This window comes from Halostagnicola alkaliphila (assembly GCF_055379965.1).
In genome coordinates, this window is the sequence record NZ_AP043826.1 from 702,673 (window position 1) to 716,036 (window position 13,364).

A 13,364-nucleotide genomic window follows, 5' to 3' on the forward strand; every position below is an offset into this window, starting at 1 on the left:
GTTCGTTCCGCCCGCGGTCGCCGTGTGCTCGAGAACCTGCCCAGCCGTTCCCTTGGAGGTCCGCCACTACTGGTACCCCTGAGCCTAGCTGTTCTCTCTGGCGGGTGGGTCGCGTCTCACGATTCGACCGAACAGATCCCTGTTGTCCGCAACTCGGCGGTAGAGCGGTTCGCGCGCCGCTTCGGTGCCGGGAAGTCGTCGAAAGGCCCCCGCGAGGTGTCTCGAGGACGTCTCGAGTCGCGTGCCGACCTCCTCGATCGCTTCGCCACAGGAGTAGACGGCGTCCTGCGTGAGGAGGTGTGCGCAGTCTTCGTACTCGTCCGGGAGCCGAGCCAGTTGATCCGGCGTGAGATCCGTAAAGCCGACGAGTTCGAAGTCGCCGCGCTCGGCGGCGTATTCGGCACACCATGTACAAAACCCGCAGTCGTCGTCGAAGACCAGTCGCGGCGCGGTCGATTCGGACTCGCTCATGCCGGCAATTGCGGCCCGGTTACCAAAAGGATTCAGCACCGGTCAGAACGTTCATCGGGACCTTTGAGGACCGCGTTCTCGAGCGGCCATCGGTCCTCGACCCGCTCGGTGCGTCTCTGTGCCATGTTTTGACTCCGCGCTCTCACGCGCGTGTGTAGGAACATAAATTTAAGTTCGCGTCTCCCATTTACATCCGTTAGCAATGGCCATAGATCCACAGTTCCACGAAAACCGCGAGAAAGAAGGCGAAGAGAACGGGGTTGCCGTCTGGGGGCCGGTCGACGAACCCGAAGAGCTCGGCATCCGAGGAACCCACGTTGCCGTCGATTACGACCTGTGTATCGCCGACGGGGCTTGCCTCGAGGACTGTCCCGTCGACGTCTTCACGTGGGTCGACACGCCGGGACATCCGGAAAGCGATAAGAAGGCGGAGCCGACCAAAGAAGCACAGTGTATCGATTGCATGCTCTGTGTCGACGTCTGTCCGGTCGACGCGATCGACGTGGACGCCGGTCGAACGGCCTGAACCGGTCGGGTATCTCCCCGCTCCGTCTCTCGTTACTACTCGGCGCGATCGACGTCGACTTGCTCTTTTAACGTCTCGAGGCCGTCGGCCTCGGCGAGTTCCTGCAACCGCTCGCGGAAGTGTTCCTCACAGAGGCCAACCTTGAGTCCCTCGGTCTCGGCGGCGAAGGCGGCCTCGCGGTCGCAGTAGTGGCAATTCATAGCAGGTCATTTGGGCCGAGACACATTGAAGCCTCCGTTATCGGTCGAAAACCCCGTATTCAGCTGGACAATCCGAGTTCGTGATACGCGCCTCTCGAGAGGCCGGCGACGCCCAACCGATCGTCGTGGGCGTCGGTCCCGCCGGTAGCGAGGAGGTCGTATCGCTCGAGCGCCCGCTCGACCGGTTCGAGATCTACCTCGCCGCCGTAGGGATAGTGCAACTCGACCGCGTCGAGGTCGGCGGCGAGCTCGAGCGCCCGCTCGGGTTCCGGATATCGAAGCGGATGGGCCAACGAAACGATCGTGGCGGCCTCCGAGAGGAGTTTTCGGCCGCGCTCGAAGGAAGGGATCTCCCGCGGGACGAAACACGGTTTCCCGCTTCCGATCAGCTCGTCGAACGTCTCCTCGTAGTCGTACGCTGTGTCGGGGTGGTTCGCGACCGCTCGGGCAACGTGCGGCCGGCCGAAGCCGTCGTCGACGGTGACGCCGAGGTCGACGCCGAGGCGATCCTCGATACAGTCGACGATGGCTTGCCCGCGCTCGCGCCGATTCGTCTGGATTCCCGTCAGGGTCTCCTCGAGTTCCGGCGTCGGCTCGAGTTCGTAGGCGAGGAGGTCGACTCGCTGGCCGTCGGCCGTCTCGACGCGCAGTTCGATGCCGTGGAGGATCGTCACGCCGTCGCGTTCGACCATCGGCGCTTCGAAGGGTTGGCGTCGGTCGTGGTCGGTGATCGCGACGACCTCGACACCGTGGCGCTTTGCGGCGTCGGGCACCTCCTCGAGTTCCAGGCTCCCGTCCGAGCGGGTCGTGTGGACGTGGAGATCGGCGTATGGCATACTGTTCTCGAGTTGGCCCGGTGCTAAAGACGTTTCTCACTGGTTGCCGCCGCGTTGTGGTCTCGCTCGGCCCGACTGTTGCTCTCGACTGTATTCTTTCTCAGTGTCGTGGTCCGCCTCTCGCTCGAGAGTAGTCGATCCCCGCTGGTGATTTCGACGTCTCTGCCAGCGGTGTTCTAGGACGACAAAGGCATATAATGTCTATCGCCCTCCTAAAGAACGTTTATGGACAATGTTTATAATTATTGTTCACAACGGTTAGCGTGTAATGCTGCTCAATGGCACCGGCGAGATGATCGACGCACACGAGTATCCCGCGACCACCGAAGAAATGATCGAAGCCTACGGGGATCGCACGCTCGAGCTCCCGAACGGCTCCGAATCCGTCGAGGAGGTACTCACTCGCCTCGATTCGGAGACGTTCGAGTCCTCCGAAGAAGCGCGCTTTGCCGTCTACTCCGCCGTGAGCAAGAAGGCGATCGGCCGCGTCGGCTACAGCGACCGCGACCCGACGCCGCTCGGTAGCCCGTACGCCCCCGAACAAGTGTCGTTCTAAGCACTCCTTCAAAATCGACTTCGCGTTTTGAGTATTCTCGAACTGGTAAGTTGGCCCGTGCAAGTACCTTTTTACGCCTCGGGTTCGCTCGTGGTTCGAGAAACCTTTGATTTCTCGTCATCACGAAAGACGCCTGCGTCTTTCGAACGACTTCGCTCACTTACCTCTCGTCTGCTCACGGGCGCGAAGCGCCCGTTCGCACGGTCCGCGGGACCTATGGTCCCGCGCTGGGCGCAAAAATCTACGCTAAAAAGGCCGCTCGCTCCCGATGGTCGCTCGCGGGTGCAGTGTTTGCGCCGCGACCGCAGCGTAACGTCTCCGCCTGAACTGAGCACTTAGTGTCTTGTTGATAAAGGCGGTGCGACAGTCGAGGATCGGGGTGAGGCGATCAAAAGCGCGTCAGTACTCCTCAGAGTGACGTGTAGCCGTGAAGGACCTCGATAGCGTCTGTGACGAGCGAGTCCGCTAGCTTTCCTTGTTGGTTGTCGAGGTCTCGCTGTTTGATCGTCGTCACGTACCAGGGGGAGACGTATGCGTCCGTTTTCGATCCGCCCCGAATCCACGCCTCGTCAGGAACAGCGATTCCGTCAGGATGTTCCTGGGTCGTCATCCCAATGGCGATACACTCGTCGGCTGAAAACGGGTGCGACGTGTCGCTTATAACGAGCCACGGCCGATATGCGGAATCAGCTTTGTGTGGCGCTGGCCCCCACCACACCTCCCCTTGGATGTCGGCCATCTACTGATCCTCATTGGTCGTATCGACACTGGACCCCCACTCATCAGGGTCTTCCGGACCGAGTCGATCGGTCGCCGCACGAGCGGTTGCCATCGCGTTGAGTGTCTTCTCGATGTCCTCGTCATCGGCAATTGCCCAGTACTCTCCGCGGTGTCGGGCGAGCCCGCGGTCTTCTAACCGAGACAGGACGACGCCGACGCTACCGCGTGCAACGTCGGTCGCCTCGTGTATTTCCTTCGGCGTGAACGCCCGATCTGGCGATGATGCGAGGAAGGAGAGAATCTCTTCTGCGTTCGTTTGTCCGCCCGCCCGAAGCTCCTGGACCGGATCTTCCTCGAAGCGCTTGATGTCGATAGGCATACTCGGTGCTATGTAATCTACTGTAATAGGTGTAATGGACACGACTCCAGTGGTGAGCTTCCGTCCTGTACTGAATGGCAACTACAGGTGCGAAGTGACCACTGCGGAAAGCTCTAGTATCCGCGAGCGAAGCGAGCGGTTCCCCGCCGGGGTGGGGTGAAACCCCGCGACGGCGGCCTTTTTCATCGAAGTTTTTGCGCCGAGTGGTTCGCCTTTGGCGAACCCGAGGTGGAAAAAGTTCGTTCTCTGAACTTTCCGGAGACCGCTCACCCGAGAAACTCGAGCGCGTCGTCTAACTCGAGCGGGACGGACCCTTTCTGATAGCCTTCGATGTGTCCGTTTGGACGCGCTCGATAGACGACGGCGGGACGGTGGCGAACGTCGGGTTGCTCGCCTCGAACCGCGTTCCAGTTGTCGTCGCGGAAACTCGAGCAGTCGACGAACAGGACCGCGCCGCCGCCGTGTTCGGCGAGCTGCCCATTAGTCTTCGTCTCGGCGGTATCCCGAACCGCGGCGACCGGCCCAGCGGCGGCCCGGTTCGCCGGCGGCTGCGGTCGAGTCACTTCGACGAGGACGTTCGTTTCCGCGTCTTTCGCACGGTAGTCAAGCGAGTGGCCCGTCGTGACTTCGATCTCGGGGACCACGTCGTAGCCCGCGTCGACGAGGACTTTCGCGGCGATAAATTCGCCCATCGCCGCGCTCATGCGGACGCGGTCGACGTGATCGCTGGTTCCGAGCTTCCCCGACATGACGTGTCGGTACTCGTCGAGCGTGCCGCTCGAGAAAAAGTCCTCGAAAAAGCGCGTTGCTTCTCGTCTGCCGGCGTCGGGAAAGCCGGCCGCGTGCTCGCGGAAAAAGGCCCGCGTAGATTCGCGTCCGTCTTTGGACATGAATACGGGGAGGAAAAACCACGAAAGGTGGGGATAGTCGGCGAGCCACGGATCCTCCTCGTGGAGCGTCGAGAGCAGTTCTCGCTGTGCCCACCGCGAAACGTGATACGGTACCTCTGTCCAGCCGAACTTGTCGGTTCGCCACAGCGTCGACGGCGTTTCGGTGTTGCCCATCCAGTAGGCGTCCTCGCCGTCGTTTCGGGCGAACAGCGCCACGTCGCCGTTTGTCATCTCGAATCGGTGGGTGTCCCACCCGCCGTTGATCCGACATCGCGGACTGACGGCTCGAGCGCCGATGTTGTTCCGAAGCGGTTGCAAAATTTCCTGTCGAACCCGTTGCTCGCTCCAGTGAGCGGGCGAATAACGGAAGCGAAGCGGCCGTGCCACGGACGCTAGTACGCGCTGGCCTCGCATACGTCTTCCCTTCTCTCTTTCATTCCTCATCTGCTGATAGTATCCGTTTCACACATGTTAACGGCCAATTCAACCGTTACTTTGATAAGAGATAACTCCCAACATGTGTATAGTTACCATGTCAATGGGTGCCTACGATGAGGACGAGCACGAGCGACGTGAAAAGCAAGCTTCTAAGGTCGACACGGATTTCGACGACGAGCGGACAATCCATCACGGAACGGTCGAGTACGACTCGGGCGATTCTGCGGATGCGCTCTTAGACAAGTTTGAGGAGATCAAATCGAACTAGTGGCTATCTTTCCTTTCTGAGTGGAATCCAACCGTCGTACCGGCGGGTCGATCGAATGAGACAGGGGAACGACTTTCACCGTTCCGTACCGATACCCAGCTATGGGAACTGACTCGTGTGACGGCTGCGGCCGACCGATCTCGGTCGCGGGCGGCATCGCCAACATCTGGACGTTCGGCGAGAACGACGGCAGTGACGGTACGGCGATGACCCTCGAGCTCGAGGACGGCTCGGATCACTTGCTGTGTTATCCGTGCCTCGAGGCGCTGCCCGACGAACCGACTGCCGAGGATATCGAGAACTTAGAGCAAGTCGACGAGGAGACGTCGATTTTGTCCACACCGTGAGGAACCCACTTCACTGATCCATTCGGTGCCGACGCTGCTGAGCCAAGTAAACCGAGAGCGAACGGAAGGGGTGGGATTCGAACGCCACGAGGCCTGAGGGCCTCCGCGGGCCAATGGCCCACGGTGCTCTTCCGCTGAGCGACCCTTCCACACTCACATCCGATGGGAGATTTCGTATTTGTAATCGAGCGCCTACGATACGGTAGGCGGTGATTTCGGCCGCCGACCGACGGTTTCTGATCGATCGACACGATTGGCGAGATTCACCGACAGCGACGGTCCGGTGCTTTTAGGACCGAGCCCCTCCGTGAACCGAACGGTGAACACCGAGCGGATCTTCGAGGAGTTTCCCGCGCCGAGCTACCGCGGAACGCAGGAAACGGCCCTTCGAGACATACGAGACGCCTTCGAAGCCGGCAACGACGTCGTTCTCGTCCGAGCGCCGACAGGGAGTGGCAAGTCCCTACTGGCTCGAGCGATCGCCGGCTGTGCACAGACCGTCGAGGAGGCTGACCCCAGCGATCCGTCCGGAGCCTACTACACGACGCCGCAGGTTTCCCAACTCGACGACGTCGCGGCCGACGACTTGCTCTCGGACCTGAACGTCATCCGCGGGAAATCGAACTACGACTGTATCCTTCCGAACGAACGGGACACGCCGGTCAATCAGGCTCCCTGCGTTCGCGAGCGGGGATACGACTGTTCGGTCAAACATCGGTGTCCGTACTTTTCTGACCGCGCGATCGCGTCGAACCGCGAAATCGCGGCGATGACGCTCGCGTACTTCATGCAAACTGCCGGAAGCGAAGTCTTTCGAACGCGAGACGTGGTCGTCGTCGACGAAGCTCACGGATTGGCCGAGTGGGCCGAGATGTACGCCACGATCCGGCTCGGTCCTCGATCGATTCCCATCTGGGAGGACCTCCGCGTCCCCGATATCGGGAGCATCGACCGCGCCGCGAGGTACGCCGAAAACCTCGCCCAAACGTGTACCCGGCGGAAAGACGAACTGCTCGCCCAGGAGACGCTCACGCCCGCGGACGTTCGCGAACGGGATCGGTTCCAGGAACTCATCGGCGAACTCGAGTGGTTCGTCTCGGACTATCGAGATCCCGAGAGTCCGACGACCTGGCTCGTCGATCAGGAGTCGGCCGACGAAAACGCACAAAGTACCGATTCGGACGGCGAGGACGAGGAACTCGGCGGCCCGTTGACGATCAAGCCGATGAACCCCGAGCGGTACCTCAGACACACCGTCTGGGATCGCGGAAACAAATTCGCGCTCTTATCGGCGACGATTCTCAACAAGGACGCGTTCTGCAGACAGGTCGGCTTGAACCCCGAAAACGTCGCCCTCGTCGATGTCGAACACACATTCCCCGTCGAAAACCGCCCGCTGTACGACGTGACCCAGGGGAAGATGACCTACGACGAGCGCGACGAAACCCTGCCGAAGATCGCCCGAACTATCGTCCGGATCATGCAAGAACACCCAGACGAGAAGGGGTTGGTCCACGCCCATTCCTACGCGATCCAGGAGCGACTGGCCGACCTCCTCCGGGATTTCGGCGTCGGCGAGCGGATACGAACCCACTCGAGGGAGGGCCGGGACGGCGACCTCGGGGCCTGGAAGGCGAGCGACGAGCCGGACGTGTTCCTCTCGGTCAAGATGGAGGAAGCGCTCGATCTCAAGGGCGATCTCTGTCGCTGGCAAGTGCTTTGCAAAGCGCCGTTTCTCAACACCGGCGATTCGCGCGTCGCCCACCGACTCGAGGAGGGCCAGTGGGCCTGGTACTACCGAACCGCGCTCCGGACGATCATCCAAGGCTGTGGCCGGGTCGTCCGCGCGCCCGACGACTACGGAGCGACGTACCTCGCGGACTCGAGTCTGCTGGATCTGTTCGATCGCGCGCGGACGGATATGCCCGATTGGTTCGAAGCGCAGGTCGTTCGAATGGACCAACCCTCGTTGTCCTCGTTCGACCCTCAGGCTGCGGTTACTGAGTCGGGGACTCCGGGGCGAACGTCTCCGAACCGATCCGCGGTCGACTCCGAAGACAGCTCTCAAGCCGACTCTCGGTCCGAATCCACGCCCGCTGACGACAGTAGCCGTCGCTCCTCACGAAATCAGGATACTTCACGAAATCGGAGCGGCTCGCGAACGCGGAGGTCGTCACGCTCGAGTCCCCTTGCGGATGTCTGGGACACCGACGGTTGATCGGCCCTCTGACGGTGGTCTCACCCGTTCGATCCCCTCATCAGCTCGACTCCTTTAGAAGAGATATATCGCTGGCATCGCGACCATCGAGGTCGCCATCAATATCGCGAACATGAGCGCGATGAGCTGTCCTCTGTCCATTATCGTCCCGTTCTTCCCCGACGAGTATGAATGTCACGGCTCCGTTCGCCGCTGCGTACACATCCTATTTTCGAGGGCTATCGCTCGTTTCGAGTGTGATTCACTCATCTCCATTGTCGTACTATCGCTCGGATCAGTCGATAACGGCGTCGAGAACGACGTGTTCGACGCCCGCGCTGTGACTTTTGACGCGACTGCGATCGACTTCCTCCAGCGTTCGTTCCGCCGCTTCGACGGCCGTCTCGAGTCTCCCCATCGGTCGATCCCACAGGAGTGATTCGGGCGTCGCCTCGTGGTAATGAATCGTTCCGCCGGGTACGAGCGCCTCGAGTGCTGCAGGGAGGAATTCGTGGGCTTCGTCGGTTCGAGCGGTGGTTTCGTCGTCGCAGGCTCTATCAGCATTCGATTCGGAGCCGACGCCGTAGTAACCCATCACCACTCTGTCGACCGCGAGGTCGTCAGTCAACTCCCTGCAGTCGGTCAGATAGGCCTCGAGATCGTCCTGAACGCCGTTCAACATCGCGTTCTCGACCAGATAGCGAAACGCAGTCGGGTTGAGTTCGGCTGCGGTCACCAGTCCACCGGCTCGTGCCATCGGGAGCGTGAAGTAGCCGATTCCGGCGAACATGTCGAAGACTCGTTCGCCTTCCGAAACGACCTCGCCCATTCGCGCCCGTTCGGCCTGATTTCCCGGCGAGAACATGACTTCAGTCGGATCGAGTCCGTACTTGGTCCCGTGTTCCGTGTGGATGGTCTCGGTATCGCGATGACCAGCGAGCAATCGCGTTCGAGGCTCCCGGTGGGTTCCCGCCGCTCCGTCGTTCGCGACCCCCTCGTCGTCGAGGACGCTTTCGGCCTCGCCGTGAATCTCGAGCAGTTCCTCGCCGAGTGCCGTCTCGTCGGGACAGTCTTCGGGGACCGTCACGAGAATCACCGAGCCGACGACGGCCCACGACCCAGGGACGTACTCGAGGTCGGCCTCGCTCCAGCCGCGTTCGGCGAGTCTGGTCTCGAGGTCCGGACTCCGGTAGTCGGGGTCGACCTGGCGGATCACCTCGAGCACCGACGTCTCGTCGGGATGGTCCGAAACCGGCAGTGCGACCGTCTCGGTGGTATACTCGCGAACCCGTCGCTCGTCGTCGTAGATCTCTTCGGCTCGCAAGGATTCGGCCGCCGTCTCTGCTCGCGGCTTCTCGACGACGACGGCCAGCGGCGAGTTGGTTCCCGCCTGGAGCGTCGGGCTCGCCTCGTCGGGGTTTAGCCTGGGTTCGTCGGCGTTCGAACTCCCTTCGTCCGGGTGCTCAGTCATCGCTATCCGCCGGAAGGATGTGCAACCCGGCGCGGCTCTTCAGGACGGGAACCGTCTCGGCGTCGGGGTCGAAGTAGTCCGGCCGCGCGACCGTCTTCGCCTGATAGGTCTCTGGATCGAGCACCTGTACAGCGTTCTCGTCCTCGACGGTGACGACGGTCGTCTCGTCTGCGTCCTCGAGTTCGCCGAGCTTTCGGGCGTCGGGGGAGTTGCCCTCTTCGTAGTCCGCTTCGTAGTGCTCGCCCGTCGTAATGCGCGTTCCTTTGAGATTCCCTCGAGCGCTCCGGACGAGGACGGGACCATCGTCGTCGTCTTCGTCGGCGAGTTCGATGATGTCGCCCGCTCGGTACGGCGGGAGACGGACGGCGAAGGTGACGCGGTAGACCTCGTTTCCGTCGGAATCCTCCGTCACGAGCGTCTCGGCGTCGTTGACGGTGCCGCCGAACTCCTCGATCATCTTGTTCGAGATTTTCTTGCCGATTTTGTTGGTCGAGACCCGCATGTTCAGCCCGTCCGACGTTTCGCCCATCTTGGTGATGAAGGCGTTGCGGTCTCCGGTCGCCTCCATTTCGGCGACGATGTTGTTCGCGATCTCTTTGGCGCGTTCGGTCTCCTCGGCGACCGGCGTCCGGTCTTCGGCGCGGATCTGGACGATACTCGCGTAGTAGTCGCCGGCGATTCGGCCACAGCGGGTACAGGTTTGTCGAGCGATCCTGACGGGGACGGTCACCTCTTCTTCGACGGGCTCGCCGCGTACGACGCCCGTGAAATAACAGTGCATTCGGATCGTGTTCTCGTCGACCTGCTCGGGTTCGACCTGCCAGGCCACGTCGTCGACGTCGACGTGAACCCCGAGCGCGTCGCTCACCTCCTCGATCGCGACGTCTGTGTAGTCGTCCGCCCCGATGTCGACCCAGCGCTGTCCCCGGTGGACCGCCCCACAGCGGGCACATACTCGGACGTCGACCTGTTGCGGTGCGTCGATGAACTCGAAATCCTCGAAGTAACACGACCGACAGAGATCGCTCCCCTCGTTGCTCGGTTCGGGCGGTTCGCGCTCGAGGGACCCGTCGCTCTCCGTCTCGCTCGTGTCGTCCGCGCCGGTCGTCTCCTTTTCGTTAGTCGTCTCGGTCGCGTCGCTCCTGGACCGATCCGGAATCGGATCACCACAGCGGGGACAGAACGCACGCGAGTCAGCCATTGACCCCACTTTGGGGTTGAGCGAGTTAAACGGCGCGCTCTCGCGGTTGCGCCCGTCGAAACGAATACCCGCTCGATTCAGTTTGTGAGAACTCCACACGAAATCAGGGGGTTCAACTCCGGTCCGGTGATCGGATAGTCACTCGTTTCCACGCGAAACAAGGGGGGTTGCGTCGATTTCGGAGTGGACACGCCCGAACGTCGACGGCGTGAACGAATGCACCCTATCGGTACGTACTCGGGTGGTTTTCTTTCGTCACTCGAACACCGCGGACCGACCACTGACGACTTTGGTGGACGGAAACCCCTATCACGTGTGGAACTATCACGCGGCGGAAAGACGATCGTCTGCCCCGCGTCAGACAATTATGAACGCGTTCTGTCAGACGCGTTCGCGTCCTCGGGTCTCGATACGAAACGAGGGGGTTCCCGCCGAATTGCCCGTCCGCCGGTTTGACGGCACTTATTTCCCCTCGAGCCCTATGTGCCCGTATGGACTGGCAACCGGACTGGGGACTCCGCGCGCGAATGGGCCTCACGATGTTCCTGCTCTTCGCGGTGTACCTGCTCTTCATCGTTGCACTCACGGTCGTCTTCGGCGGAACGGCCTCGAGTCTTCTCCTCATCGCGCTCCTGTTCGGGAGCTTCTCGTTGATCCAATTCTTCTACAGTGACAAGCTCACGCTGTGGAGTATGGGTGCCGAGGAGGTCGAGTACGAGGAGTACCCGCAACTACACGCCTCGGTGGATCGGCTCTCCCAGCAGGCTGACCTTCCGAAGCCGAAAGTGGCCGTCGTCGATTCGAAGGTGCCAAACGCCTTCGCAACCGGTCGCTCGCCGAGCAACGCCGTCGTCGCGGTGACGACCGGACTCATGCGAACGCTGGACCAGGAGGAGTTAGACGGCGTGCTCGCACACGAACTCGCCCACGTCAAGAACCGCGACGTGGCCGTGATGACCATCGCTTCGTTCCTTTCGACCATCGCCTTCCTCATCGTTCGCTTCGGCGGCCAAACGATGATCTTCACCGGCGGCGGGCGAAGTCAGGGCGGCGGCAAGGGCGCGGCGGGGATCCTCGTCGCCATCCTGATCTCGCTGATCGTTTGGATCATCAGCTACATTCTCATCCGCGCGCTCTCGCGCTACCGCGAATTCGCGGCCGACCGCGGCGCGGCGGCCATCACCGGCAACCCTGGCGCGCTCGCGTCCGCGCTCATGAAAATCTCGGGCGAGGTCGACAAAGTGCCCGACGAAGACCTCCGCGAGGAGGCCGAGATGAACGCCTTCTTCATCATCCCGCTGAAGTCCGGCATCGTCGGCCGCCTGTTCAGCACCCACCCCTCGACCGAACGACGGATCGAACAGCTCCGGGATCTCGAGCGCGAGACGGCGACGGCCTGAACGGTTTCGAGCGTCAGCAGTCCGTGACTATTTTTGAGGATGTTACCGAGCGGGTGACCGCAATCCGAGACTGTACTCGAGTGCGTCATCAATCTCGTTCATACGCTCGTCTGGGATCGACCCAATAACGTCTTGTACCCGATGATCGGTCGAAATCGTCCGAATCTGACTACACATCGCGACGGAGTCCTCTTGCAATGCACACTCGTCGGCTAGTACAACAACCTCGAACGGATAGCGTTGCTCGCCGAACGCCGTCGTAAACGGGACGACGATCGTCGTCGGCGCGTTTTCGTTTCCGATATCGTTCTGGACGACCAGACACGGTCGCGTTCCGCGTTGTTCAGATCCTCGAGTGGGATCCAACTCGACGACGACGATGTCACCGCGACGAACGTGCATTTACTCCCACTCCGGTGCGTCGCCGAGGTGTGCGTTCGCTTCGCGTGACGTTCCTTCCATCTCGTCGACCAGCTCACGAGTTTGCTCGGCTCGCCGACGATATCCCTCGGCGACCTCTTCGCGGGAGACGGGTTTTTCGATGACGATCTTTCCCGATTCTTCCCGAATCTCTACTTCGTCGCCGCCGTCGATTCCGAACGATTCTCGGAGTTCTTTCGGCAGCGTAACCTGTCCCCGTTCCCCGACGCGCCGTCTATCCGTATCGGGCATACCTATTCATACCATATTCATATTTATAACTGTGTTGGGTAGGATTTCGTTTTCAACGTTCCTCTTTGTATTGTCCTGCACCCTTCCTTCCGAATTCGTGCTCGAGTGCGCGCGAAAATGGATGACTTCTAAGGTAGTTCCCACGACAATAGAGGTATGGGACTGCTGGATGGACTCCGATCCGTACTCGGCTTGCGCGCCGAGTCCGACGCTAAGCGCGACGCCGACCCCGACGACCTCTTCGGGATGAGCACGGCCTATCTCACCATGGAAGCCGAACTGGGCTACAAGTCGGCCGACATTGGCGCACTCTGTTTCTCCGGCGTCGACTCGAGCACCTTCCGCGAGGCCGTCTCGGAAGTCGAGGCGATCCTCGAGGCGGGTCGCGAGGAGACGGGCACCGAGTTCGAGGTCGCCGAGGACGATCACGGCTACAGATGGGTGATCCTCGAGGAGAGCGATCCGGAGGATCTCATCACGAGCATGCACTTCGCGGCGGACACGTTCATCGAGCACGGCTACGGCTCGCGGCTGCTCGCCGCCGTCTTCGCCTACGAAGGGGGCGCCACTGCCGACAGTGACGGCCCCGCCTACTGGATCTACTCCTTCCGACGTGGCCGCTTCTATCCGTTCGCGCCCCGTCCCGGCCGCGAACGCGACTCGAGCGCCGAGTTCAAACTCGAGTCGGTGCTCGACGGCGAACTCGAGATCGAGCGCGAGAAGGAGTACTGGTACCCGCTGTGGCCGAGTTCGTCCGGAACGCACCCCTGGGAGTGACTCGCCCCGATTCGA

Annotated in this window: 17 protein-coding genes and 1 tRNA gene; 7 read left to right on the forward strand and 11 right to left on the reverse strand. The window is 61.4% G+C overall.

Annotated elements, in window-relative coordinates; all coding sequences use genetic code 11:
• Positions 1–84: 84 nt before the first annotated feature.
• Complete coding sequence (locus tag ACZ5C7_RS08580) at positions 85–471, reverse strand: thiol-disulfide oxidoreductase DCC family protein (protein ID WP_464375918.1); 387 nt, start codon at positions 469–471, stop codon at positions 85–87.
• Positions 472–673: 202 nt separating this feature from the next.
• Here ACZ5C7_RS08580 and ACZ5C7_RS08585 point away from each other — a divergent pair, with 202 nt between their 5' ends.
• The gene (locus ACZ5C7_RS08585) at positions 674–997 is read left to right on the forward strand and encodes a 4Fe-4S dicluster domain-containing protein (protein WP_283836756.1); all 324 of its coding nucleotides are present in this window, start codon (positions 674–676) and stop codon (positions 995–997) included.
• Between the two features lie 35 nt (positions 998–1,032).
• Here ACZ5C7_RS08585 and ACZ5C7_RS08590 read toward each other — a convergent pair whose 3' ends face one another.
• Together ACZ5C7_RS08590 and ACZ5C7_RS08595 are read right to left on the reverse strand one after the other, a co-directional pair.
• The gene (locus ACZ5C7_RS08590; RefSeq protein WP_464375919.1) at positions 1,033–1,197 is read right to left on the reverse strand and encodes a DUF6757 family protein; all 165 of its coding nucleotides are present in this window, start codon (positions 1,195–1,197) and stop codon (positions 1,033–1,035) included.
• 59 nt (positions 1,198–1,256) lie between these two features.
• Positions 1,257–2,033 carry a PHP domain-containing protein gene (locus ACZ5C7_RS08595; RefSeq protein ID WP_464375920.1) on the reverse strand — a complete coding sequence of 259 codons (777 nt, stop codon included), beginning with the start codon at positions 2,031–2,033 and terminating at the stop codon, positions 1,257–1,259.
• Positions 2,034–2,301: 268 nt separating this feature from the next.
• Here ACZ5C7_RS08595 and ACZ5C7_RS08600 point away from each other — a divergent pair, with 268 nt between their 5' ends.
• The gene (locus tag ACZ5C7_RS08600) at positions 2,302–2,589 is read left to right on the forward strand and encodes a DUF5789 family protein (RefSeq protein WP_464375921.1); all 288 of its coding nucleotides are present in this window, start codon (positions 2,302–2,304) and stop codon (positions 2,587–2,589) included.
• A 409-nt stretch (positions 2,590–2,998) separates the two neighbouring features.
• On the opposite strand, the gene ACZ5C7_RS08605 is transcribed toward ACZ5C7_RS08600, so the two are convergent.
• The 3 genes from ACZ5C7_RS08605 to ACZ5C7_RS08615 form a co-directional block, all read right to left on the reverse strand.
• Positions 2,999–3,328: a type II toxin-antitoxin system PemK/MazF family toxin gene (locus ACZ5C7_RS08605; RefSeq protein WP_464375922.1), complete on the reverse strand. Its 330-nt coding sequence runs from the start codon at positions 3,326–3,328 to the stop codon at positions 2,999–3,001.
• Positions 3,329–3,688 carry a MarR family transcriptional regulator gene (locus ACZ5C7_RS08610; RefSeq protein ID WP_464375923.1) on the reverse strand — a complete coding sequence of 120 codons (360 nt, stop codon included), beginning with the start codon at positions 3,686–3,688 and terminating at the stop codon, positions 3,329–3,331.
• A 266-nt stretch (positions 3,689–3,954) separates the two neighbouring features.
• Positions 3,955–4,965: a DUF5784 family protein gene (locus tag ACZ5C7_RS08615; protein WP_464375924.1), complete on the reverse strand. Its 1,011-nt coding sequence runs from the start codon at positions 4,963–4,965 to the stop codon at positions 3,955–3,957.
• 145 nt (positions 4,966–5,110) lie between these two features.
• On the opposite strand from ACZ5C7_RS08615, the gene ACZ5C7_RS08620 reads away from it, so the two are divergent.
• Together ACZ5C7_RS08620 and ACZ5C7_RS08625 are read left to right on the forward strand one after the other, a co-directional pair.
• The gene (locus tag ACZ5C7_RS08620) at positions 5,111–5,284 is read left to right on the forward strand and encodes a DUF5786 family protein (RefSeq protein WP_464375925.1); all 174 of its coding nucleotides are present in this window, start codon (positions 5,111–5,113) and stop codon (positions 5,282–5,284) included.
• Between the two features lie 101 nt (positions 5,285–5,385).
• Positions 5,386–5,631 carry a DUF7561 family protein gene (locus tag ACZ5C7_RS08625; RefSeq protein ID WP_464375926.1) on the forward strand — a complete coding sequence of 82 codons (246 nt, stop codon included), beginning with the start codon at positions 5,386–5,388 and terminating at the stop codon, positions 5,629–5,631.
• Between the two features lie 62 nt (positions 5,632–5,693).
• Here the strand turns inward: ACZ5C7_RS08625 and ACZ5C7_RS08630 are convergent.
• Positions 5,694–5,780, reverse strand: a tRNA-OTHER gene (locus tag ACZ5C7_RS08630).
• Positions 5,781–5,950: 170 nt separating this feature from the next.
• On the opposite strand from ACZ5C7_RS08630, the gene ACZ5C7_RS08635 reads away from it, so the two are divergent.
• A complete protein-coding gene (locus ACZ5C7_RS08635; RefSeq protein ID WP_464378417.1) occupies positions 5,951–7,849 on the forward strand; it encodes a helicase C-terminal domain-containing protein in 1,899 nt (632 codons plus the stop codon).
• Positions 7,850–8,123: 274 nt separating this feature from the next.
• On the opposite strand, the gene ACZ5C7_RS08640 is transcribed toward ACZ5C7_RS08635, so the two are convergent.
• Together ACZ5C7_RS08640 and ACZ5C7_RS08645 are read right to left on the reverse strand one after the other, a co-directional pair.
• Positions 8,124–9,299 carry a class I SAM-dependent methyltransferase gene (locus ACZ5C7_RS08640; RefSeq protein WP_464375927.1) on the reverse strand — a complete coding sequence of 392 codons (1,176 nt, stop codon included), beginning with the start codon at positions 9,297–9,299 and terminating at the stop codon, positions 8,124–8,126.
• Positions 9,292–10,500 (reverse strand): 60S ribosomal export protein NMD3, encoded by a 1,209-nt coding sequence (locus ACZ5C7_RS08645; protein ID WP_464375928.1) that lies wholly within the window; start codon positions 10,498–10,500, stop codon positions 9,292–9,294. Before ACZ5C7_RS08645 ends, ACZ5C7_RS08640 begins: the two co-directional genes overlap by 8 nt.
• A 491-nt stretch (positions 10,501–10,991) precedes the next feature.
• Between ACZ5C7_RS08645 and htpX the strand changes: the two genes are divergently transcribed.
• Entirely contained in the window at positions 10,992–11,900 is a 909-nt protein-coding gene (htpX, locus tag ACZ5C7_RS08650; protein WP_464375929.1) for a zinc metalloprotease HtpX, read from the forward strand.
• 42 nt (positions 11,901–11,942) lie between these two features.
• Here htpX and ACZ5C7_RS08655 read toward each other — a convergent pair whose 3' ends face one another.
• Positions 11,943–12,302: a type II toxin-antitoxin system PemK/MazF family toxin gene (locus tag ACZ5C7_RS08655; protein ID WP_464375930.1), complete on the reverse strand. Its 360-nt coding sequence runs from the start codon at positions 12,300–12,302 to the stop codon at positions 11,943–11,945.
• Positions 12,303–12,572 (reverse strand): AbrB/MazE/SpoVT family DNA-binding domain-containing protein, encoded by a 270-nt coding sequence (locus ACZ5C7_RS08660; protein WP_464375931.1) that lies wholly within the window; start codon positions 12,570–12,572, stop codon positions 12,303–12,305.
• A gap of 156 nt (positions 12,573–12,728) precedes the next feature.
• On the opposite strand from ACZ5C7_RS08660, the gene pspAB reads away from it, so the two are divergent.
• A complete protein-coding gene (pspAB, locus tag ACZ5C7_RS08665; protein WP_464375932.1) occupies positions 12,729–13,349 on the forward strand; it encodes a PspA-associated protein PspAB in 621 nt (206 codons plus the stop codon).
• Positions 13,350–13,364 lie beyond the last annotated feature (15 nt).